Origin of the sequence: Pseudoduganella umbonata (assembly GCF_014192225.1) — a bacterium.
Taxonomy (GTDB): Bacteria; Pseudomonadota; Gammaproteobacteria; order Burkholderiales; family Burkholderiaceae_D; genus Rugamonas; species Rugamonas umbonata.
This window is the reverse complement of the sequence record NZ_JACHXS010000007.1, coordinates 16,520-38,233: the sequence shown is the minus strand read 5'-3', so window position 1 is coordinate 38,233 and position 21,714 is coordinate 16,520. Positions and strand designations below refer to the sequence as shown.

Annotated in this window: 23 protein-coding genes; 4 read left to right on the top strand and 19 right to left on the bottom strand. The window is 63.2% G+C overall.

Annotated features, from left to right (window positions below; genetic code table 11):
- The first annotated feature begins 102 nt into the window (after positions 1-102).
- On the top strand, positions 103-978 hold the full coding sequence (locus FHS02_RS18095) for a LysR family transcriptional regulator (RefSeq protein ID WP_137315754.1): 876 nt from the start codon (positions 103-105) through the stop codon (positions 976-978).
- Here the strand turns inward: FHS02_RS18095 and FHS02_RS18090 are convergent.
- On the bottom strand, positions 947-1,885 hold the full coding sequence (locus FHS02_RS18090) for a LysR family transcriptional regulator (RefSeq protein WP_137315753.1): 939 nt from the start codon (positions 1,883-1,885) through the stop codon (positions 947-949). The two genes, FHS02_RS18095 and FHS02_RS18090, sit on opposite strands and share 32 nt — an antisense overlap.
- A 181-nt stretch (positions 1,886-2,066) precedes the next feature.
- Between FHS02_RS18090 and FHS02_RS18085 the strand changes: the two genes are divergently transcribed.
- Entirely contained in the window at positions 2,067-3,284 is a 1,218-nt protein-coding gene (locus FHS02_RS18085) for an MFS transporter (RefSeq protein WP_229422312.1), read from the top strand.
- A 44-nt stretch (positions 3,285-3,328) separates the two neighbouring features.
- Here FHS02_RS18085 and FHS02_RS18080 read toward each other — a convergent pair whose 3' ends face one another.
- The 5 genes from FHS02_RS18080 to FHS02_RS18060 form a co-directional block, all read right to left on the bottom strand.
- On the bottom strand, positions 3,329-4,255 hold the full coding sequence (locus FHS02_RS18080) for a hypothetical protein (protein ID WP_221403892.1): 927 nt from the start codon (positions 4,253-4,255) through the stop codon (positions 3,329-3,331).
- A 270-nt stretch (positions 4,256-4,525) separates the two neighbouring features.
- Positions 4,526-7,645 (bottom strand): efflux RND transporter permease subunit, encoded by a 3,120-nt coding sequence (locus FHS02_RS18075; RefSeq protein ID WP_137315752.1) that lies wholly within the window; start codon positions 7,643-7,645, stop codon positions 4,526-4,528.
- Complete coding sequence (locus FHS02_RS18070) at positions 7,642-8,838, bottom strand: efflux RND transporter periplasmic adaptor subunit (protein WP_137315751.1); 1,197 nt, start codon at positions 8,836-8,838, stop codon at positions 7,642-7,644. Before FHS02_RS18070 ends, FHS02_RS18075 begins: the two co-directional genes overlap by 4 nt.
- A gap of 121 nt (positions 8,839-8,959) precedes the next feature.
- Complete coding sequence (locus FHS02_RS18065) at positions 8,960-10,315, bottom strand: ATP-binding protein (protein ID WP_137317615.1); 1,356 nt, start codon at positions 10,313-10,315, stop codon at positions 8,960-8,962.
- A gap of 93 nt (positions 10,316-10,408) precedes the next feature.
- A complete protein-coding gene (locus tag FHS02_RS18060) occupies positions 10,409-11,134 on the bottom strand; it encodes a response regulator (RefSeq protein WP_137315750.1) in 726 nt (241 codons plus the stop codon).
- Between the two features lie 222 nt (positions 11,135-11,356).
- Here FHS02_RS18060 and FHS02_RS18055 point away from each other — a divergent pair, with 222 nt between their 5' ends.
- A complete protein-coding gene (locus FHS02_RS18055; protein WP_175424892.1) occupies positions 11,357-11,818 on the top strand; it encodes a Spy/CpxP family protein refolding chaperone in 462 nt (153 codons plus the stop codon).
- Positions 11,819-11,996: 178 nt separating this feature from the next.
- On the opposite strand, the gene dsbD is transcribed toward FHS02_RS18055, so the two are convergent.
- On the bottom strand, positions 11,997-13,838 hold the full coding sequence (gene dsbD, locus FHS02_RS18050) for a protein-disulfide reductase DsbD (protein WP_137315748.1): 1,842 nt from the start codon (positions 13,836-13,838) through the stop codon (positions 11,997-11,999).
- A 352-nt stretch (positions 13,839-14,190) separates the two neighbouring features.
- On the opposite strand from dsbD, the gene FHS02_RS18045 reads away from it, so the two are divergent.
- Entirely contained in the window at positions 14,191-15,048 is an 858-nt protein-coding gene (locus FHS02_RS18045) for an alpha/beta fold hydrolase (RefSeq protein ID WP_217496989.1), read from the top strand.
- Positions 15,049-15,123: 75 nt separating this feature from the next.
- On the opposite strand, the gene rplQ is transcribed toward FHS02_RS18045, so the two are convergent.
- From rplQ to rplR, 12 genes are all read right to left on the bottom strand, one after another.
- Positions 15,124-15,522 (bottom strand): 50S ribosomal protein L17, encoded by a 399-nt coding sequence (gene rplQ, locus FHS02_RS18040; RefSeq protein WP_137315747.1) that lies wholly within the window; start codon positions 15,520-15,522, stop codon positions 15,124-15,126.
- 130 nt (positions 15,523-15,652) lie between these two features.
- Positions 15,653-16,630 (bottom strand): DNA-directed RNA polymerase subunit alpha, encoded by a 978-nt coding sequence (locus FHS02_RS18035; RefSeq protein WP_137315746.1) that lies wholly within the window; start codon positions 16,628-16,630, stop codon positions 15,653-15,655.
- Positions 16,631-16,743: 113 nt separating this feature from the next.
- Complete coding sequence (gene rpsD, locus FHS02_RS18030) at positions 16,744-17,367, bottom strand: 30S ribosomal protein S4 (RefSeq protein ID WP_131148091.1); 624 nt, start codon at positions 17,365-17,367, stop codon at positions 16,744-16,746.
- 262 nt (positions 17,368-17,629) lie between these two features.
- Positions 17,630-18,034, bottom strand: coding sequence for a 30S ribosomal protein S11 (gene rpsK / locus FHS02_RS18025; RefSeq protein ID WP_028101645.1), 405 nt, complete (start codon positions 18,032-18,034; stop codon positions 17,630-17,632).
- Between the two features lie 14 nt (positions 18,035-18,048).
- Positions 18,049-18,414, bottom strand: coding sequence for a 30S ribosomal protein S13 (rpsM, locus tag FHS02_RS18020; RefSeq protein ID WP_130186538.1), 366 nt, complete (start codon positions 18,412-18,414; stop codon positions 18,049-18,051).
- A 14-nt stretch (positions 18,415-18,428) separates the two neighbouring features.
- Positions 18,429-18,542, bottom strand: coding sequence for a 50S ribosomal protein L36 (gene rpmJ, locus FHS02_RS18015; RefSeq protein ID WP_005663407.1), 114 nt, complete (start codon positions 18,540-18,542; stop codon positions 18,429-18,431).
- 33 nt (positions 18,543-18,575) lie between these two features.
- Positions 18,576-18,794 carry a translation initiation factor IF-1 gene (infA, locus tag FHS02_RS18010; RefSeq protein WP_005663428.1) on the bottom strand — a complete coding sequence of 73 codons (219 nt, stop codon included), beginning with the start codon at positions 18,792-18,794 and terminating at the stop codon, positions 18,576-18,578.
- Between the two features lie 14 nt (positions 18,795-18,808).
- Positions 18,809-20,143: a preprotein translocase subunit SecY gene (secY, locus tag FHS02_RS18005; RefSeq protein ID WP_137315745.1), complete on the bottom strand. Its 1,335-nt coding sequence runs from the start codon at positions 20,141-20,143 to the stop codon at positions 18,809-18,811.
- Positions 20,144-20,170: 27 nt separating this feature from the next.
- Complete coding sequence (gene rplO, locus FHS02_RS18000; RefSeq protein ID WP_137315744.1) at positions 20,171-20,602, bottom strand: 50S ribosomal protein L15; 432 nt, start codon at positions 20,600-20,602, stop codon at positions 20,171-20,173.
- Between the two features lie 27 nt (positions 20,603-20,629).
- Positions 20,630-20,812, bottom strand: coding sequence for a 50S ribosomal protein L30 (gene rpmD, locus FHS02_RS17995; RefSeq protein WP_130186541.1), 183 nt, complete (start codon positions 20,810-20,812; stop codon positions 20,630-20,632).
- 4 nt (positions 20,813-20,816) lie between these two features.
- Entirely contained in the window at positions 20,817-21,335 is a 519-nt protein-coding gene (rpsE, locus tag FHS02_RS17990) for a 30S ribosomal protein S5 (protein WP_137315743.1), read from the bottom strand.
- 10 nt (positions 21,336-21,345) lie between these two features.
- Entirely contained in the window at positions 21,346-21,708 is a 363-nt protein-coding gene (gene rplR, locus FHS02_RS17985) for a 50S ribosomal protein L18 (protein ID WP_137315742.1), read from the bottom strand.
- Between the last annotated feature and the right edge of the window lie 6 nt (positions 21,709-21,714).

The window sequence follows — 21,714 nt, the reverse complement described above, 5'->3', positions numbered from 1 at the left end:
GGCGAATGGACAAGGCTGCCAGCATAGGCGCCTTCGAATCATGGGAGAATCAGGCCGCAGTTCCAAAGATATCGGACATATTCGTCCGCAATGGGGAAACACATGGATAACATCGGCGCATTGAACGCGTTCGTGCAGGCGGCCGAGGCGCGCAGTTTCACGAAGGCGGGGCAAGCCCTCGGGGTATCGTCGTCGGCCATCGGCAAGACGGTCGCGCGGCTCGAGGAACGGCTCGCGGTGCGGCTGTTCCACCGCTCCACCCGCTCGGTCACGCTGACGCCCGAGGGTGCGCTGTTCCTGGAACGGTGCCGGAGGATCTTTTGCGAGATCGAGGCAGCGGAACTGGAGCTGGCGCAATTGCAGGCGGCCCCGCGCGGCAAGCTGCGCATCAGCATGCCGCACGCGGGCATGCTGATGCTGCCGGCGCTGGCCGGCTTCATGCGCCGCTGGCCGGAGATCGAACTGGATCTCGATTTCAGCGACCGCTTCGTCGACGTCATCGACGAGGGATTCGACGGCGTGATACGGGCCGGCGACGTCGGCGATTCGCGCCTGATGAGCCGCAAGCTGGGCACTTTTCACCTGAAGCTCGTCGGTGCGCCTGCCTACTTCGCGGCGCGCGGTACCCCCGCAAGGCCGGCCGACCTGGCCAGCCACGCCTGCCTGCTGCACCGTTACGCCACCAGCGGCAAACTGGAGCCCTGGCCGCTGCGCCGCCCCGTGGAGTTGCCCGCCACCGTGGTGGCGAACAGCATCGAACCGCTGATCTGCATGGCCGAGCAGGGTCTCGGCATTGCCTGCCTGCCCGATTTTGCGATCCGCACGCAGCTGGCGGCGGGCACCCTGGTCACGGTGCTCGACAGGCACGTTCGCCATGCGGGCGTGTTTCGCCTGCTGTGGCCGTCGTCGCGCCACCTGTCGCCCCGCTTGCGCGTGTTCATCGACTTCATGGCCGAGCACCTGTTCGTTCCGTCGTGAGCGGTGCCAGGCCGGGATCGCGCGCCAGCAATGCCGTGATCCACTCCGCGAACACCCGCAGCTTCGGCGCCGCCATCCGCCCGCGCGGATACAGCAGCGACACCGGCATCGGTGCTGGCGGCGTATCGGCCAGCAATTCCACCAGTTCGCCCCGCTCGAGGTGGCCGCGCACCTGGTAGCACGCCGCCTGCGTGATGCCCAGGCCCTGCAGCGCGCACGCGACGTTGGCATCGGCGTTGTTGACCGCGATGCGTCCCGGCACCTGTGCCTTGACCACCGCGCCGTCGACGATGAAGTCCCAGTCGAACGGCCGCCCCGTGCGGCCGGAAAAATGCACGATGCCCTGGTGGCTGCGCAGGTCGTCGATCGAGCGGGGCGTGCCATGCAGCGCGAGATACGCGGGCGCGGCGCAGGTCACGAAGCGCATGCTGCCGACCTGGCGCCCCACCAGCGATGAATCCTGCAAGGCGCCCACGCGCAGCGCGCAGTCGATGCCTTCCTGCGTGAGGTCGACGAGGCGGTCGGAAAAGCTGAGCGTCAGCGCCAGCTCCGGCCAGGCCTTGGCAAAGCCAGCAATGTCCGGCAGGATCACATGGCGGCCGAGCGCGTCGGGCAGGTCGATGCGCAATGTCCCCCGCGGTGCGGCGGTGGCACCACGGAATGCCTGTTCGGACGCCGCCACCGCATCGAGGATCTGCACGCACTGCGCATGGTAGTCGGCGCCATCCGGTGTCAGTGCCAGCCTGCGCGTGGTCCGCTGCAGCAGCATGGTGCCGAGATACGCTTCCAGGTTCTTGATCGTGGCCGTCAGCGCCGCACGCGGCAGGCCCAGCGTTTCCGCCGCCTTGGTAAAACTGTTTGCTTCGACGATGCGCACGAAGACCTGCATGGCGCGAAGTTTGTCCATGATGCCGCCTATTGTTCACATGATGTGAAAAGTATAGGGCGATTATTGGTGGATTATCTTCTCTCTTTCGCTGCGTACACTTTCCCCATCCAATCCTGCCGGTCGCCGGCGCACCCGATGGCGGAGTACAGGCCATCGGGCGCTCCTTAAACTGGTCCGATCTACTCACATGGGGAACGCCATGACATCGCATCAAGAACCGCACGACCCGCACGACCATATCGCACCTTCGATGGTGCTGCTGCTGGCCGCGGCGGCCGGGCTTATCGTCGCCAACCTGTATTACGCGCAAACGCTGGTGGGGCCGATCGCCGCCGCCACCGGACTGTCGGCCGATGCGGCCGGGCTCATCGTCACGCTGACGCAGGTCGGCTATACGCTGGGACTGCTCTTCATCGTGCCGCTGGGCGACCTGCTGGAAAACCGCCGGCTAATCGTGGTTTCGCTGGCCGCCACCGCCGTTGCCCTGGCCATTGCCGCCTGCGCCACCAGCGCCCCGGTGTTCCTGGCCGCGGCGCTGGCGATCGGGCTGGGCTCCGTCGCCGCGCAGATCCTGGTGCCGTTCGCGGCCCACCTGTCGCATGAATCGAAGCGCGGGCACACCGTGGGCAAGGTCGTCAGCGGGCTGCTGCTGGGGATCATGCTGGCGCGGCCGGCGGCCAGCCTGATCGCCGACCACACTAACTGGCATGTGGTGTTCGGCGGCGCGGCCGCGCTGATCGCGCTGCTGGCACTTGTGCTGCGCGTGAAATTGCCGGTACGGCAGCCTCAGTCGGGCACGTCGTATCCACAGCTGATCGGTTCGCTGTGGACGCTGTTCCGGACCACCCCCGTGCTGCGCCGCCGCGCCGCCTACCATGCCGGCCTGTTCGGTTCGTTCAGCCTGTTCTGGACCGTGGTGCCGCTGGCGCTTGCCGGCCCGATGTTCGGCCTGTCGCAGACGGGCATCGCCATCTTCGCGCTGGTCGGCATGGCCGGCGCGGTCGCCTCGCCGATCGCCGGCAAGCTGGCCGATGCGGGTCACAGCCTGGCGGCGACGGCCGCCGCGCTGGCGCTGGGCATCGCGGGCTTTGCCCTGCCCTTGCTGGTACCGGGTTCGCGCGACGTGGCGCTGGCCATCCTCGTGGTGGCGTCGATCGTGCTGGACATGGGCGTGGCCGCCAACCTGGTGCTGGGCCAGCGCGCCATCTTCACGCTGGGCGCCGAGGTGCGCAGCCGCCTGAACGGCCTGTATTTCGCCGTGTTCTTTGCCGGCGGGGCCGTGGGCTCCGCGCTGGGCGGCTGGGTGTATGCCCGTTACGGCTGGCACGCAGCGTTGCTGGCCGGCATGGCAATGCCGGCCGCGGCCCTGCTGTACTGGATCGGCGAGGCGCTGGAACGCGCGCCGCAGCGGGCTTGACGTCCCGGCAGTGGCTTGACGTTCCCAGCGAGTTTGACAGCCCCTTACCGGCCCGCCGGGCGGATGTAGCGGGGATACATTTCACGCAGCAGGAAGGCGCGCAATTCCGCCTCGTCTTCCTTCCGGGCGCTCATCTTCACGACGCGGCCCAGCCGGTGCGATTCCCACTCGAAGTCGCCCGGCTTTTCCTTGCGGATCAATTCGATCATCTTCGTGACGACGGCGTTTTCGATGTCGATCTCGTTGCCCAGCTCGACCTTGACCTGCGACAGCCAGCGGCGCTTGAAGTTCGTGTTCCAGCCGCGGAATTTCAGGTCGGCGCTGTTGAACGTCTGGTTCTGCACATCGAAGATGCCGCCCGAATCCTCCCTCTCGCCAGCGGAATTGCGGCCCTGGGCGCCCATGATGTTGGCGACCGCGCGGGCCTTGGCTTTCGCATCGGCGCTCTCGGCGCTTTCCGTGGCCGGGGTCTCGACGGCGCCGCGGCGGCGCCGCGCCGCTTCCACCATCTGCGACATGTCGGTCACGTCCGGCGGCGGCGGGGTCATGTCGGCCTTCACCGGCGGCGGCGGGGTTTCCTGCCGGACCGGATCGGTGATGGCGTCGTTATTGGTGCGCTTGATCGGCGGCGGCGCCGGACGGGGCTTGGCCTGGGCGACTTTCGGTTGCCGTTGGGGCGACGGTTTTTCCGGTGCCGGCTGCGGCTGCGGCTTCGGTGGCGTCGGCGTGGGGGTCACGGGCGCAATCCACACCATTTCCCCCGCTTTCGACGGCGGATTGAGCTTGACGATCGTTTGCGGATTCAGCAGGGCCAGCACCAGGATCAGCAGGTGCAGGCCGATGGCAATGGCCAGGCCAGTGCGGTTCGGCTTGTTGTCACCATAGCGGGGCGATAGGCCGGCGGGCGGGAGAACCTGGCCGCAGGTGGGGCAGACTTCGTCGGGACCGTGGGTGTGGCTGTGCTGGAGCAAGATAAACCGTTTTCTGTGCGCAAACCGGCACTGCCGGGCCAAGTCGGGCAAGCTTACGCGAGCTTGCAGTTAACGGATGTTACCGTATGTATCCGCTCCATGTGAGCCAGTTGGGGCGGGGAAACGCGGCTTTCAGGCCTTCCTAATGGTGGTCGTTGCTCCGAAAACAGGGTCCGGCCCTATTTTCCTGGGAATAAAGTTGCCTGGAAAATGGGTACGTCCCCATTTTTGAGGAAACTTTCCTCAAAAACAGGGTCCGTCCCGGATTTTTCAGGACACGGCTTTCAGCTCCACCTTCTGCGGTTCCGGCGGCGGCTCGGCCAGTTCGGCGTCGCTCATCGGGCCGTTGCCGCTGTACCGGTCGAGGAACAGGTAGATCACGGGCGTGACGTACAGCGTGATCACCTGCGAGAAGATCAGGCCGCCGCACACGGCCAGGCCGAGGGGCTGGCGCAGTTCGGCGCCGGCGCCCAGGCCCAGGGCGATCGGCAGCGCGCCCATGAAGGCGGCCAGCGTGGTCATCATGATCGGGCGGAAGCGCAGGATGCATGCTTCTCGGATCGCCGCCGCCGGGGCCATGCCCCGTTCCCGCTGCGCCTGCAGGGCGAAGTCGATCATCATGATGGCGTTCTTCTTGACGATGCCGATCAGCATCAGGATGCCGATGATGGCGATCATCGTCAGGTCCATGTCGAACAGCCACAGCGTAAACAGCGCGCCGACCGCGGCCGACGGCAGGCCGGCCAGGATCGTCAGCGGGTGGATGAAGCTTTCGTACAGCACACCGAGCAGTACATAGATGACGGCCAGCGCGGCCACGATCAGGATCACCTGGCTGCCCTGCGATTTCTCGAAGACCGCCGCATCGCCGCCATAGTTGGTGATGATCGACGGCGGCAGGCCGAATTCCTGGCCCATCGCGTCGATCTTCGCCGTGGCGCGGCCCAGCGGCACACCCGGCGCCAGGTTGAACGCCACCGTGACCGCCTGCAGCTGGCCCTGGTGATTGACGGCGGTGGGCCCGACCGTGCGCTGCACGGTGGCAAAGCTGGACAGCTTGATCAGTTGCCCTGCCGCGTTGCGTACCGAGACCTTGTTCAGCGCATCCTCGTAGCGCCGGTCTTCGTCGGCCGCTTCCAGGATCACGTAATAGCTGGCGGCGGACGAATAGATCGTCGATACCTGCCGCTCGCCGAATGCCAGGTACAGCGCGGTGCGCAGGTCGCCGATCGCCACACCCAGCGTGCTGGCCTTGTCGCGGTCGATGTCCAGCGTGGCCTGCAGGCCCTTGTTCTGCGAATCGCTGGTCACGTCGCGGAAGTCCGGGTCGGCGCGCATGCGCTCCAGGTAGCGCTCGGCCCAGTCGTTCAGCGAATCCGGGCTCACCGACTGCAGCGTGTACTGGTAGCGGCTCTTGCTGGGGCGGCCGCCCAGCTGCAGGTTCTGCACCGGCGACATGTAGACCTGGATGCCGGCCACGTCGCGCATCTTCTTGCGCAGGCCTTCCAGCACATCGGGCATCGCCTTGCGTTCGCCGCGCGGCACCAGCACCACGAACATGCGGCCCGAATTGCCGCCGCCGGTAAACGACACCACGCTCTTCACGGCGGGATCGGCCTGGATGATCGCGGCCACGCGGTCCTGCAGCGCCAGCATCGCGCTCGTGGAGATATCCTCGGAGGCTTCCGTGTTGACGCGGAACTGGCCGATATCCTCTTCCGGGAAGAAGCCCTTCGGCATCGTCGCGTACATGGCCACGGTCAGCACGAACGTGCCCACCGCGACGGCCAGCACGATGTACCGGTGGCGCAGCGCCGCGTCCAGCGTGCGGCCGTAGCTCTTCAGCACGGCGTTGAAGCCACGTTCGAAATGGCGGCCGAGGAAGGTGTCGTCGCCGGCGTGTTCATGCGAATCGGCCGGCAGGAAGCGCGCCGCCATCATCGGCACCAGCGTCAGCGAGACCAGCGCCGACACCAGCACGGCCAGCGCCACGATGACGGCGAATTCGCGGAACATCAGGCCCATCACGCCGGGCATGAAGAAGATCGGAATGAACACGGCGACCAGCGAAATCGAGATCGACACGATGGTGAAGCCCATTTCGCGCGAGCCGACCAGCGCGGCCTGCAGCGGTTTCTTGCCGAGCTCGATGTGCCGCACGATGTTTTCCAGCACCACGATGGCGTCGTCCACGACCAGGCCGACGGCCAGCGTGATGCCCAGCAGCGAGATGTTGTCCAGGCTGTAGCCGAGCGCATACAGCAGCGCCAGTGCGCCCAGCAGCGAGATCGGCATCGTGATGGCCGGGATCAGCGTGGCCACCGCGCGGCGCAGGAACAGGAAGATCACCAGCACCACCAGTACGATGGTCAGCGCCAGCGTCAAATTGACGTCGTGGATCGCTTCGCGGATCGACACCGAACGGTCGTTGACGAGGCTGATGTTGATCGATTCCGGCAGCTGCGCGCGGAAGCGCGGCAACAGGGCCTTCACGCTGTCGACGACCTGCACCGTGTTCGCGTCGGGCTGGCGCTGCACCAGCAGCACGATCGAGCGCTCGCCGTTGTAGCTGCCGAACGACTTGGTCGACTGGAAGCTGTCCTCGACGACGGCGACGTCCTTCAGCCGCACCGGTTCGCCGTTGCGCGTGGCGATGATCAGGTCGCGGTAATCGGCCGCCTTCATCAGCTGGGCGTTGCCCTGGATCGTCAGCGTCTGGTCCGGGCCGTCGAGCACGCCCAGCGGCGTGTTGGCATTGGCGCTGCGGATCGCCGCCTGCACTTCGGCCAGGGTCAGGTCGCGGGCGTTGAGCAGGTCCGACTTGGCGCGCACGCGCACGGCGAAACGCTTCTGGCCATTGACGTTCACCTGCGCCACGCCGGGTAAGGTGGAGAGACTGGGCGCGATCAGGTTTTCCGCGTAGTCGTTCAGCTCGGACAACGACAGCGACGGCGAATTCATCGCCATGAACAGCACCGGCGCGTCGGCCGGATTGATCTTGCGGTACGACGGCAGGTCCGTCATTTCCTGCGGCAGCTGGCGCTGCGCGCGCAGCAGCGCGGCTTGCACGTCGACGGCGGCTTCGTTGACGTCGATGCTGGAATCGAATTCCAGGGTCAGCGACGTATTGCCCTGCGTGCTCGTCGACGTAATCAGCGTGAGGCCGGGAATCGTCGAGAACTGCTTTTCCAGCGGCAGCGCGACGGACGATGCCATCGTGTCCGGGCTGGCGCCGGCCAGGTCGGCCGACACGTTGATGATCGGCGTGTTATAGCTGGGCAGCGCGGCGACCGGAATGTACAGGTAGGCCAGCACGCCCGCCAGGATCAGCGACAGCGACAGCAGCACCACCATCACGGGACGCCGGATCGAAAGCTCGGAGAGGTTCATTCGATGCCGCCTTTGACTTTGCCCTGCTCGGCCAGCTGCGCTTCAGGCGCGCGTACTTCGGAGACCCGCACCTTGCCGCCCGGGCGCAGGTTCTGCTTGCCTTCGACGATGACCCGTTCATTGCCCGCCAGGCCGCGCACCGCGGCATTGGCGCCGAACGCATGCAGGCGCTCGACGTTCGCGACCCTGGCCGTGCCGTCCGGCCCCACGGTATAGACGAACGTGCCGCGCGTATTGGTGATGATGGCGTTCTGCGGCACCACCAGCGCATCGCGCAGCGTCTGCACGGTGACTTCGGTGTTCACGTACTGGCCCGGCCACAGCCGGGTATCCCGATTGGCGAACTGCGCTTTCACGCGGATCACGCCGGCCTGCGGATCGACGGTATTGTCGATGAACGACAGATGGCCCTCGATCGGCGTCTTCGAGTCGCGGTGGAAGACCTGCACCGGCACCTTGCCGGCCCGCTGCGCATCGAGCAGCGCGGCCAGGCTGGTTTCCGGCACCGTGAAGGCGACATTGATCGGGTCGAGCTGGGTGATCGTCGTCAGCGACGTGGACAGTTGCACCAGGCTGCCCGGATAGACGTTGATGCCGCCGACCCGGCCCGACATCGGCGCGCGGATCGCCGTGTAGCTCTGGCCCACCTGGATCGCGCGGGCGGCGGCGATATTGGCTTCCATCTCGGCGCGGGCCGCGTCGACCTGGCTCTTCAGCGTATCGACGGCGCCCTGGGCGATGAACTTCTGGCCCAGCAGTTCCATGCTGCGCTTGTATTGCCGCTCGAGGTCGGCCAGGTTCGCACGGTCGCGCGCCACCTCGGCCTGCGCTTTCTGCAGGTTGGCCGATTCGCTGCGGCTGTCCAGCGAGAACATCAGCTGGCCTTCCTTGACGAAATCGCCCTCTTTCACATGCACCTTGACGATCGTGCTGGTGGTTTGCGGATGCAGGTCGACCGTGCTGATCGGGCTCACGGTGCCGTTCGCCTGCAGCATGACGGGCACGTCCTGCCGCGTCGGCGCAACGACGTTGACGGTGGTCGGGCCCTGCCCTCTTTCCTGGCCTTTTTCCTGGCCTTTCCCTTGGCCCGCGGCAGCGTGCCCTTCTTCCTGCGGCGTGCGCGTGACCTGCCAGGCGCCGGCTCCCACGGCGACGGCGGCAGCGACCAGTACTCCCAGAGTGGACTTTTTCATTTTTTTTAATTGTTGCGTGATGAGGATGGGATTATTTCCTTACGGAATTAACCGGACATTGTCGCATTGAACTGCTACCGGCCGGTGACGTGCGGGACCGAATTGCCGGCCCGCTTGCCACTCATTTGCCGGCATAGAACTCGGGCAAGGTCAGCACGGCCTCGAGACCGCCGGCATCGCCGTTGGCCAGGCTCAGCGTGGCGCCGTGCTGTTCGGCGATATTGCGGGCGATGGTCAGCCCCAGGCCCGTGCCGCCGGACTCGCGCGAACGCGATGTTTCCACCCGGTAGAACGGTTCGAAGACGCGCCCCAGCTGGTCTTGCGGAATGCCGGGGCCTTCGTCGCGGATGCGGATGCGCGCCGCGCCGGCCAGCCGTTCGACCGTCACATGGGCTTTCTGGCCATACTTGACGGCGTTGTCGATCAGGTTGACGAGGCAGCGCTGCACGTCCAGCGGCCGGCCGAGAAGCGCCATGCCGGCCTTGCCCTTCAGTTCGACGCTCTGGCCGGCATCGATGGCGTCGGCGCATACGCTGTCGAGCAGCGAGTCGAGGTCCAGCTTCTGCATCGTGCCGTTGGTGTCCATGCTGCGCGCGAGGTCGAGGCCTTCGCGGATCATCTGTTGCATGGCCGACAGGTCGCCGATCAGTTTGTGCTGCAGGTCCGCGTCGCTGACCTTTTCCAGGCGCAGGCGCATCCGCGTCAGCGGCGTTTGCAGGTCGTGCGTGATCGCCGCCAGCATTTCGGTACGCTGGATGATGTGCTGGCGGATACGTCCCTGCATGGCGTTGAATGCCGCGCTCGCCTGCCTGATTTCCGCCGCGCCGGCCAGTTCGAGCGGCGGCTTGTTGATGTCGTTGCCCAGGTCCTTGGCCGCCTGGGCCAGCTGCTTGACGGGGCGTACGGCCATCCGCGTGACGAAATAGGCCAGGATCGCGATGCACAGCAGGAACGGCACGAAGACCGCATATTCGTTGTGCCCGGTGGGAATCGAGCCGCGCGGCGGCAGCACCGACAGTTTCAGCACTTGCCCGTCCGTCATCACGATCTTGACGGACTCGCAGGTGCCGCGCCAGGTGCCGGGCCCGAACAGCGTCATCGTGCTGGTGCGCTGTTCGCACTGCGGCGGCTTTTCCGCCATCGGGATCACCTGGAAATCGCGCGGCAGCCGCTGCGCCAGCGCGGTGGAGAATTCCGTTGCCGGATGCAGGGTGAGATCGTTGTCGGTGGTGATTTCCAGCCGCATGCTGCTCTTGCTGGACACGGCCAGGTACTGGGCGCGCGATTCCGGGCGCACCACGTCGGTCGTTTCAATGATCTGCTCGGCCCGTTCCAGCGAATGGTAAGTGCGGTAGCGTTCCAGCGTGCGCTGGCGTTCGTTGATGGCCAGCCACTGCGTCAGGGCGGCCGAGGCAACGATGCCGACCATCAGCGCGAGGAAGACGCGCCCGGTCATCGAATTGACGAAATTTTTCAGCGTGCTCACTTCGGCGGGCTCAATTCAGCGTGCTCATGTCATCGTCCCCGCTTCGGCGTGTTGCACGGATTGCAACGTGCGCAGGCAAGGTCTTCACGCGCGTGGCTCGACCGCGACGGTGCCGGCCAGCACATAGCCGCCGTTGCGGACCGTCTTGATGATCTGCGGCACCCGCGCGTCTTCACCCAGCTTTTGCCGCAGGCGGCTGATCTGGATGTCGATCGAGCGATCGAACGGGTCGGCATCGCGGCCCTGGGTCAGGTTCAGCAATTGATCCCGGTTCAGTACGCGGTTCGGGTGCTCGAGGAAGACCTTCAGCAGCCGGAACTCGGCACCGGACAGCATGATCACCACGCCATCGGGATTGAGCAGGTGGCGCGCGGTGAGGTCGAGCGTCCAGTTCGAGAAGCGGATCTGGGACGCCTTGTCCATGCCGCCGGACGGCATCGAGTTACTGCGGCGCAGTACGCTGCGGATGCGTGCCAGCAGTTCGCGCGGTTCGAACGGCTTCGGCAGGTAGTCGTCGGCACCCATCTCGAGGCCAAGGATGCGGTCCAGCGGCTCGCTGCGCGCGGTCAGCATGATGACCGGCAGGTTCGAATGGGCGCGCAGCTTGCGGCACAGCGTCAGGCCATCCTCGCCCGGCATGTTCAGGTCGAGCACGATCAGGTCGGGTTTGGTTTCGTCCAGCAGCTTCCACATTGCGGTGCCATCTGCCGCGCCATGGGTACGGTAACCGTTGGACTCCAGGTAATCCGCCAGCAGCGTGCGGATATCGCGATCGTCATCGACGATCAAAATGCTAGATGTTGGTTCCATCCTCCAATTATCGCCACTTCGGCAGGCGAAGACCAACGGCGGTTTGTATCGTCTTGTATATGGTCTGGCACACCGGTTCGGCTTCGGCAGGGAAACAAACGGATACAAAAAGCGGCGCCCGCGACACTTCATGGAAACACTGCGTTGAGAAACTGTTTTCCGTGCACTGCTTCCCTGGATGAGATCCAGGCATATTCGAAATTACCCTTTGAAGGATTTAAAATGAACTTCCTGCGTAAAAGTATTATCGCCACCGTGGCAATGCTCAGTATCGGCTCCGCTGCCATGGCAGCGCCCGCCCCGGAAACCACGCAGCACCGCGCTTATGCGGAAACGAAATTCGATCCTGTTAAACGCGCCGAGCGCATCGAGCAGCGTCAGCAAAAACTGCATGAAGCATTGAAACTGACTGCCAGCCAGGAAGCCGCCTGGAAAACCTATATTGCCGCCATTAAGCCGCAACAGGCTGCCGGCCGGGTCGATCGTGCATCGTTCAAGGATTTGAATGCCACACAGCGCGCTGAAAAGCGACTGGAGTTGTCGAAAGCGCGTATTGCACACCAAGAAACCCGACTGGCGGCGCTGAAGACTTTTTACGCGGCGCTGACGCCGGAACAGCAAAAGGTATTCGACCAGCACCCGGCACACGGCAAGCGCCACGGACACCATCGCCGCCACGGCTGACCCGGCATAGTTATCGGGGCGACACTGTCGCCCTTTTTTTTGCCATGTCATGCTGGTTTCTGGTTTGATCGCGCTCGATACTGGCTTGGTGACGGCGATAGGAGGTGTCACCGGACGGCGCGTAGGGGGACTGTCTAAAAAAAAGCGCCTTGCAGGCGCTTTCTGGGGGCTCAGCAGATCATCGCGATCTGCTCAACGATCCCAAGAAGGTATCGGCATCCTGGAATCCGACAACCCGGCTGTCGGCTATTTCGCGGCCATGGCGGTCAAAGAAAATAATGCCCGGCGGTCCGAATAAATTGAAACGCTTCAGCAAAGCCTTGTCCTGCTCGTTATTGGCCGTCACGTCGACCTGAAGAAGGATGGTATTTTTCAGTTCGCCCCGAACTGCAGGTTCGATAAACGTCAGCCTTTCCATTTCCTTGCAGGCGACGCACCAGTCGGCATAAAAATCCAGCATCACGTTTTTACCGCCGGTATTTGCCAGCACGCGATCCAGGTCGGCCACGCTCCGGATGCGCTGGAATGGCAATTCATCGGCCGCACCGTTGCGTAAATGGGCGAGCGGATCCAGCGGATCGCGTGCACCGGTTGCAACGCCAACCAGCTGGACAATACCGAAGCCGATGAATAATGCGGCAATGGCCCTGGCCCGCCAGCCTTTATGCTGCCGCAGCAAATAGATACCGTATGCGATACCCAGCAGCGTCCACCCGGCCATTTGCACGACGCCCGGCAATATGGGCGATACCAGCCACCATGCCATTGCCAGCAACAGAACGCCGAAAAACCGCTTTACCGTATTCATCCAGGGGCCGGCTTTGGGCAGCAAGGCGCCGGCCGAGATGCCGACCAATATCAACGGCACGCTCATGCCGGCCGCCATCGAAAACAACGCGGTGCCACCGGTGACGACGTTGCCGGTCTGGCTGATATACACCAGCGCGCCAGCCAGCGGCGCCGCAACACACGGGCCGACGATCAGGGCCGAGATCGCGCCCATCGCAAATACGCCGGCCAGCTTGCCGCCCGACCGGCGGCCGGACGCGGCGGCAAGCCGGGTCTGGAGTGCGGCTGGTAGCTGCAATTCATACAGGCCGAACATCGACAGCGCGAGCAGTACCATCAGCACGCCGAACGCGCCGAGCACCCAGGGATTCTGCAATGCGGCGGCGAGGCCCTCGCCGGCCAGGCCGGCGGCGACGCCCAGCGCCGTGTAGACGATTGCCATGCCCAGCGAATAACTCAGCGACAAAGCCAGGCCGCGTCCCCGGCCTGCCCGGTCGCCCTCGCCGACGACGATGGAGGACAGGATCGGCACCATCGGCAGCACGCAGGGCGTGAAGGCCAGGCCCAGCCCGAGCAGCAGGAACAGCGGCACGATGACCGCCATCCTGCCGCCGCGCAGCGCGTCCTCGATACGGCCCAGCTCGCTTCGAGCAGGTGCCGCTGCGCCCGGGACGGCGACCGGAGCGCCTTCTGCGGGCGCTCCTGCAGCTGCCGCCAGTGCCTGGGCTGGCACATCCATCATGGCTTCGCCCGGACGGCTCATCGCCGGCAGGCCAAAGGCTCCCCCGGAGGCTGCCGGGCCGCCTGCCGGCGACAGCCGCGCGGTCGCATCCTGCGGCGAATAACACAGGCCCTTGTCGGAACAGCCCTGGCCGGTCGCCGTCAGCGTGAAAGCGCCCGCTGCCTCGACCGGAACGCGGATCGTCACGCGATGGCGATAGGTTTCCACCTCCTTGTTGAAGGTTTCATCGAATTTCACCTTGCCGCGCGGGATGATGGGAGCGCCCAGCTGCGCGCCCGCAGCCTTGAACCCGAACTGCTCGCGGTACATGTAGTAGCCGTCGGCGATCTGCCAGGTGGCTTCGATCGTCGCGGCGCCGGCCATGCGTGCGGAAAACTGGAAGGCCACGTTCGGCGGCAGGAACTCTTCCTCGGCGCGCGCCGGCGACAGCAGCGACAGGAACGTGGCAAACAGGAAGAATCGGAACAACTGGCGGGGCGGGAAGGACATACGGCAACTCGGCGGAGAAGAACTTCGAGATGGTACACCGGAAAATGACGAGATGCGGGCGTTTGCCCCGCCGTTCTGCGAGCCGCCAGAGGTTCGCCCCGAGCGACAGCCGGTGGCGTGCTTTGTCGCCGAAGGGTGCTTCTATCACGTAAGCAAGAGGCAGGACGAAATGCTTTGCGTTACCGTCGATGCAATGCGCTTGTGCAGCTCGGCAGACCGAATGACAAGCCGGCGAGGCCGCCCTTGTTGGAGTTCGCTACTTCGAAAGGTTTCGATCATGATTCCGATGCTGCGCGCTGTTGTGCATTGCGCTGTTGCTTCCGCTGCGAGCGCCTGCATAGCGAGCTCTGCTATGGCAAATGGCGTCCCAGCCTATCCGGCCACCTTCCGGCTAACCGACGTCCAGGTCGACGGCGCTACCATCCATGTCCGGGTTGGCGGCAAGGGGCCTGCAGTGGTATTGCTGCACGGCTTCGGCGATACCGGCGACATGTGGGCGCCGCTGGCAGCGCGGCTGGCTGCCGGGCACACGGTCGTGGTTCCCGACCTGCGTGGCATGGGGCGTTCATCACGGCCAGCGGGCGGCTACGACAAGAAATCCCAGGCCGGCGACATCCGGACGGTGCTGGCCAGCCTGGGCATCGAGAAATCGGCGGTCGTCGGACACGATATCGGCACGATGGTGGCGTATGCCTACGCGGCACGCTATCCGCAGCAAACGGCAAAACTGGTCGTCATGGACGCGCCGGTTCCCGGCATTCCCCCCTGGGACCAGATCGTTCGCAATCCGCTGCTGTGGCATTTCTCGTTCGGCGGCCCGGATGCCGAGCGGCTGGTTGCTGGCCGGGAGCGTATCTATCTGGATCGGTTCTGGAACGAGTTTGCCGGCAACCCGGCCAAGGTCGATGAGGAAACACGCCGGCATTACGCCGCGCTGTACGCGCAACCGGGGGCGATGCGCGCGGCATTTGCACAGTTCAATACGATTCCCCAGGACGAGAAAGACAACCAGGTGTCGATGCGCACGAAGCTGACAATGCCGGTACTGGCGATCGGCGGCGAGAAATCGTTCGGTGCCAATGAGGCCATTGTGATGCGCAACGCGGCGAGCGATGTCACCGAGGTCGTGATTCGCGATGCCGGTCACTGGCTCATGGAGGAACAGCCCGGCGCGACCATCGACGCCATCGCGGGATTCCTGCGGCGCTGACAGAGCGGCTGCAACGCAGCGCGCAGGCATGAAAAAAGCCGGGCAAGCCCGGCTTTTTCCTGTGACGGCTGGAGATTACTCTTCAGCGGTCGGTGCTGCTTCGATGTCGCTTGGTTCCGGACGGTCCAGCAGTTCGACGTAAGCCATCGGTGCGTTGTCGCCGACGCGGAAGCCCATCTTCAGGATGCGCAGGTAGCCGCCGTTGCGGGCAGCGTAGCGCGGGCCCAGTTCAGCGAACAGCTTCTGGACGATTTCGCGGTCGCGCAGGCGGGCGAATGCCAGGCGCTTGTTGGCCAGCGTGTCGTTCTTGCCCAGGGTCAGGATCGGCTCGACGACGCGACGCAGTTCCTTGGCTTTCGGCACGGTGGTCTTGATCGCTTCGTGGCGCAGCAGCGAAACGGTCATGTTGCGCAGCATTGCCAGACGGTGGGACGAGGTACGGTTCAGTTTACGGAGGCCGTGACGGTGACGCATGGTACTTCCTTTCGAGGTGTTTAAATCCGGACTCTTCGATCGCCAGGCAGTCACCCGGCGCGGGTCGGTAATTAAGGTTAAAACGTCCAGCGCGACATGCGCCGGACGGGTACATCATTTGTAGCTAGGATTACTTCTCGAGACCGGCAGGCGGCCAGTTTTCCAGCTTCATGCCCAGGGTCAGGCCGCGGGATGCCAGCACTTCCTTGATCTCGTTCAGCGACTTGCGGCCCAGGTTCGGCGTCTTCAGCAGCTCGTTTTCCGAACGCTGGATCAGGTCGCCGATGTAGTAGATATTTTCGGCCTTCAGGCAGTTCGCGGAACGAACGGTCAGTTCCAGGTCGTCCACCGGGCGCAGCAGGATCGGATCGACCAGCGGAGCACGCGACGGCGCTTCGGCGGTGGCTTCCGTGCCTTCCAGCGCGGCGAACACGTTCAGCTGGTCGACCAGCACGCGTGCCGACTGGCGGATCGCTTCTTCCGGCGTGATCACGCCGTTGGTTTCGATGTTGATGATCAGCTTGTCCAGGTCGGTACGCTGTTCGACACGGGCCGATTCCACGGAGTACGACACGCGGCGGACCGGCGAGAACGATGCGTCCAGGATGATGCGGCCGATCGTCTTGTTCGTGTCTTCCGACAGGCGGCGCACGTTACCCGGCACATAGCCACGGCCTTTTTCGACCTTGATCTGCATGTCCAGCTTGCCACCGGCGGTCAGGTGAGCGATCACGTGATCCGGGTTGATCAGTTCCACGTCGTGCGGCAGGTCGATATCCGACGCCAGGACGGCGCCTTCGCCTTCCTTTTTCAGGGTCAGCGTGACGGAATCACGGTTGTGGACCTTGAAGACCACGCCCTTCAGGTTCAGCAGCAGGTCGACCACGTCTTCCTGCACGCCATCCAGCGACGAGTACTCGTGCACCACGCCGGCGATCGTGACTTCGGTCGGCGCGTAGCCGATCATCGACGACAGCAGCACGCGACGCAGGGCGTTGCCCAGCGTGTGGCCGTAGCCGCGCTCGAATGGCTCCATCACGACTTTTGCGTGACCGGCGCCCAGCGCTTCGACGTCGATGATACGTGGCTTCAACAAACTGTTTTGCATTGAAATGTCCTTTTCATTACCCTCGGCTCGTTACACCGATAAGGCTGATGGCATTAGTGAAAAAGCCCACTCGGTGAGTGGGCAGGTGATTCTGTGCTTGCTACGAACGGCGATTAACGCGAGTACAGTTCGACGATCAGCGATTCATTGACGTCGGCAGCGATTTCGCTACGTTCCGGGAACGACTTGAAGGTGCCTTCCATTTTCTTGGAATCGACCGACACCCATGCCGGCATGCCGACTTGTTCTGCCAGCGACAGCGCTTCCAGGATACGGGTCTGCTTCTTGGCCTTTTCGCGCACGGCGATCACGTCGCCGACTTTCACGTTGTACGAAGCGATGTTCACGACATTGCCGTTCACGGTGAAGGCTTTGTGCGATACCAGCTGGCGTGCTTCAGCGCGGGTGGAGCCGAAGCCCATGCGGTAAGCAACGTTGTCCAGGCGGGTTTCCAGCAGCGACAGCAGCGTTTCGCCGGTGTTGCCCTTGCGGCGATCGGCTTCGGCGAAGTAGCGGCGGAACTGGCGTTCCAGCACGCCGTACATACGCTTGACCTTCTGCTTTTCGCGCAGCTGGTTGCCGTAGTCGGAGGTGCGGGCACCCGACTTGACGCCGTGCTGGCCTGGCTTGATGTCCAGCTTGCACTTCGAGTCCAGCGAGCGACGGGCGCTCTTCAGGAACAGGTCAGTACCTTCACGGCGGGAGAGTTTTGCTTTTGGTCCGATATAACGTGCCACGGTGTTTTCCTTAAATATTAAATGACGCCCCGGATCACATCGGGTGCATGCATCGAAACGATGCAGCGGATGCGAACAGGCGCTAGTCTGACCCTCTAATCCGTCAGACGGTGGCTCAACAAGCCCGCCGATCAAAAATCGACAGGCAAAAATAGCCGGACAGTGTAACCGTTTCCGATCAACTGTTCCAGCGATTTTTACATCAGGGTGACGGTGGCCGGTTCGCGAAGGAACCGGCCATGGTCAATGCATCCGATGGTGCTTAGATGCGGCGACGCTTCGGCGGACGGCAGCCGTTATGCGGCACTGGCGTCACGTCCTGGATCTCGGTGATCTTGATGCCCAGGTTATTCAGCGCGCGAACAGCGGATTCGCGACCAGGACCTGGGCCCTTGATACGCACTTCCAGGTTCTTCACGCCGCATTCCTGTGCAACTTTACCAGCCGCTTCGGCAGCAACCTGCGCTGCGAACGGGGTCGACTTACGGGAGCCCTTGAAGCCGGCGCCGCCCGAAGTTGCCCACGACAGGGCGTTGCCCTGGCGATCGGTGATCGTGATGATCGTGTTGTTGAAGGAAGCGTGGACGTGCGCGATGCCTTCAGCGACGTTCTTCTTGACCTTCTTGCGAACGCGTGCTGCTGCAGCGCTGCTTTGTTGCTTAGCCATAGTGGTTTCCTAGATTATTTCTTCAGCGATTGAGCGGCTTTGCGCGGACCTTTGCGGGTACGTGCATTGGTGCGGGTGCGCTGGCCACGGACCGGCAGGCCCTTGCGGTGACGCATGCCGCGGTAGCAACCCAGATCCATCAGACGCTTGATGTTCATCGACAGTTCACGGCGCAGGTCGCCTTCTACAACGAACTTGCCGATCTCGTCACGCAGCTTTTCCAGCTCGCTGTCGTCCAGGTCCTTGATCTTCTTGTTGGTCGCAACACCCGTTTGGGCGCAGATGAACTGCGCGCGGGGGCGGCCGATACCGTAAATTGCCGTCAGGCCGATCACGGTGTGCTGATGATTGGGGATGTTGACCCCTGCAATACGTGCCATTCGTTATTCCTCGATTAACCTTGACGCTGCTTGTGACGCGGTTCGACGCAGATAACACGAACGACGCCTTTGCGCTTGATGATCTTGCAGTTGCGGCAGATCCGCTTGACTGAAGCGTTAACTTTCATTTTGCACTCTCTTCTTGGATTCGATACTTAAAATTACTTGGTCCGGAACACAATACGGGCCCGGGAGAGGTCGTACGGCGTCAACTCCACCGTCACCTTGTCGCCGGGGAGAATGCGGATATAGTTCATCCGCATTTTACCCGAAATGTGCCCTAGCACCACGTGGCCGTTTTCCAGCTTTACTCGAAACGTTGCATTCGGGAGATTCTCCAGAATCTCGCCCTGCATCTGTATAACGTCGTCTTTTGCCATAGTGACCTTATCGCTTAGCGGGTCGGAATGCCGCCTTTGAAGTTAGCCTTGCGCAGCAGCGAATCGTATTGCTGCGACATCACGTAGTTCTGGACCTGGGCCATGAAGTCCATGGTCACGACCACGATGATCAACAGGGAGGTGCCACCGAATACAAAGGACACTTTCCACTGGGCTTGCATAAACTCCGGCAACAGGCACACCAGGGTAATGTAGACGGCGCCTGCCAGGGTCAACCGGGTCAGGATCTTGTCGATGTAGCGGGCAGTCTGCTCACCGGGACGAATCCCTGGCACAAAGGCCCCGCTCTTCTTCAAGTTATCCGCGGTCTCCTTGCTGTTGAACACCAGTGCGGTGTAGAAGAAGCAGAAGAACACGATTGCCACGGCATACAGCAGTGCATGGATGGGCTCGCCTGGGCTCAACGAAGCTGCCAGATCTTTCAGGAAGCGTACAACAGGATTGCTGTTGTCCGCGCCACGTGCGAACCAGTCCACGATAGTGGCCGGGAACAAGATAATCGACGATGCGAAGATCGGCGGAATCACGCCTGCCATGTTCAGCTTCAGCGGCAGGTGACTGGTTTGCCCACCGTAGATCTTGTTACCGACCTGACGTTTGGCATAGTTCACCAGGATCTTGCGCTGGCCACGTTCCACAAACACCACGACATAGGTCACGGCAGCGACCAGGATCACGATGATGATGGCGGAGATCGCACTGATCGCACCGGTCGACACCTGGGTGAACAAGCTACCCATTGCGCTCGGCAGACCGGCAGCGATACCGGCAAAGATGATGATGGAGATGCCGTTACCGAGACCGCGCTCGGTAATCTGCTCCCCCAGCCACATCAGGAACATGGTGCCGGTCAGCAGCGTTACCACGGTGGTGAAGCGGAACGCCATGCCCGGATCAAGCACCAGGCCGGGCTGGGCTTCCAGCGCGACGGAGATGCCGAATGCCTGGAACAATGCCAGGCCCACGGTGGCGTAACGGGTGTACTGGGTGATCTTGCGACGGCCAGCTTCCCCTTCCTTCTTCAGCGCTTCCATCTGCGGAGACACGATCGACAGCAACTGCATGATGATCGAGGCCGAGATGTAGGGCATGATGCCCAGCGCAAACACCGTGAAGCGCGACAGGGCGCCGCCCGAGAACATGTTGAACATGCCCAGCAGGCCGCCCTCTTGCGACTTGAACAGTGCGGCCAGCTGTACCGGGTCGATCCCCGGCACCGGGACGTGAGCCCCGATGCGGTAGACTACCAGAGCGCCCAGCAAAAACCACAGACGGTTCCAGGGGAACCCGGCTGCGGCACTTTTAGCAAGCTGCGGATTAGTCGCCAATTTTCGCTCCGTTCAAGCTTAAGCGTCTCAGGCTACCGAGCCGCCAGCCGCTTCGATGGCCGCTTTCGCGCCGGCGGTCACTTTCAGGCCCTTGATGGACACTGCCTTGGTGATTTCGCCGGAAGCGATCACGCGCACGTCGCGCGCCAGCACGTTCAGCACGCCGGCCTGCTTCAGCACCAGCAGGTCCACTTCGGACACGGCCAGGGCGTTCAGGTCGGACAGGCGAACTTCAGCCTTGAAGGTTGCGTTCAGCGATTTGAAGCCACGCTTCGGCAGACGGCGCTGCAGAGGCATCTGACCGCCTTCGAAGCCGACTTTGTGGAAGCCGCCCGAACGCGATTTCTGACCCTTGTGACCACGGCCGGCAGTCTTGCCCAGGCCGGAGCCGATACCGCGGCCAACACGGCGCTTGGCGTGTTTCGCGCCTTCGGCTGGTTGAATGGTATTCAATTCCATTGTGTTCTCCAGATCGTAAGCCGGGGCTTACGATACAACCTTAACGAGGTAAGCGACCTTGTTGATCATGCCGCGTACCGATGGCGTGTCCTGCAGCTCGGAAACCGAGTTGACACGGCGCAGGCCCAGACCACGCACGGTAGCGCGGTGGTCTTGGCGGGTGCCGATCAGGCCCTTCACCAGTTTGACTTTGATAGTGCTCATGGTCATCCCCTTAAGCCAGAATGTCTTCTACCGACTTGCCGCGTTTTGCAGCGATATCGGCAGGAGTGCTCATTTTCGACAGGCCGTCCAGGGTGGCGCGCACCAGGTTGTACGGGTTGTTCGAACCGGTGGATTTCGCCACCACGTCCGTCACGCCCATCACGTCGAAGATAGCGCGCATTGCGCCACCAGCGATGACGCCGGTACCTGGCTTGGCCGGGCTCATCATGACGCGCGAGGCGCCGTGCTGGCCGGTAACCGAGTGCTGCAGGGTACCATTCTTCAGAGGAACCTTGATCAGGTTGCGACGGGCTTCTTCCATTGCCTTCTGCACACCGACCGGAACTTCCTTCGACTTGCCCTTGCCCATGCCGATGCGGCCATCGCCGTCACCAACCACGGTCAGCGCCGCGAAGCCCATGATACGACCACCCTTGACCACTTTGGTCACGCGGTTGATCGCGATCATTTTTTCGCGCATGCCGTCATCCGGCTTGTCGCTTTGCATTTTTGCTTGCATTTTTGCCATGATCGTACCCTTAGAACTTCAGACCGGCTTCACGCGCGGCTTCAGCCAGCGCCTTCACACGGCCGTGGTAACGGAAACCGGAGCGGTCGAACGCTACTTCGGTGATACCTGCCTTGATTGCCTTTTCGGCGACGCGCTTGCCCACCAGTGCGGCAGCGGCGGCGTTACCGCCCTTGCCCGACTTGCCGGCCAGTTCGGCGCGAACTTCTGCTTCCACGGTAGACGCCGAAACCAGAACTTTAGCGTCCGGGCTGATCAGGTTCGCGTAAATGTGCAGGTTAGTGCGGTGGACCGACAGGCGGTTCACTTTCAGTTGCGCGATCTTGATGCGGGTTTGACGTCCGCGGCGCAGACGAGATTGCTTTTTATCCATCGTCAG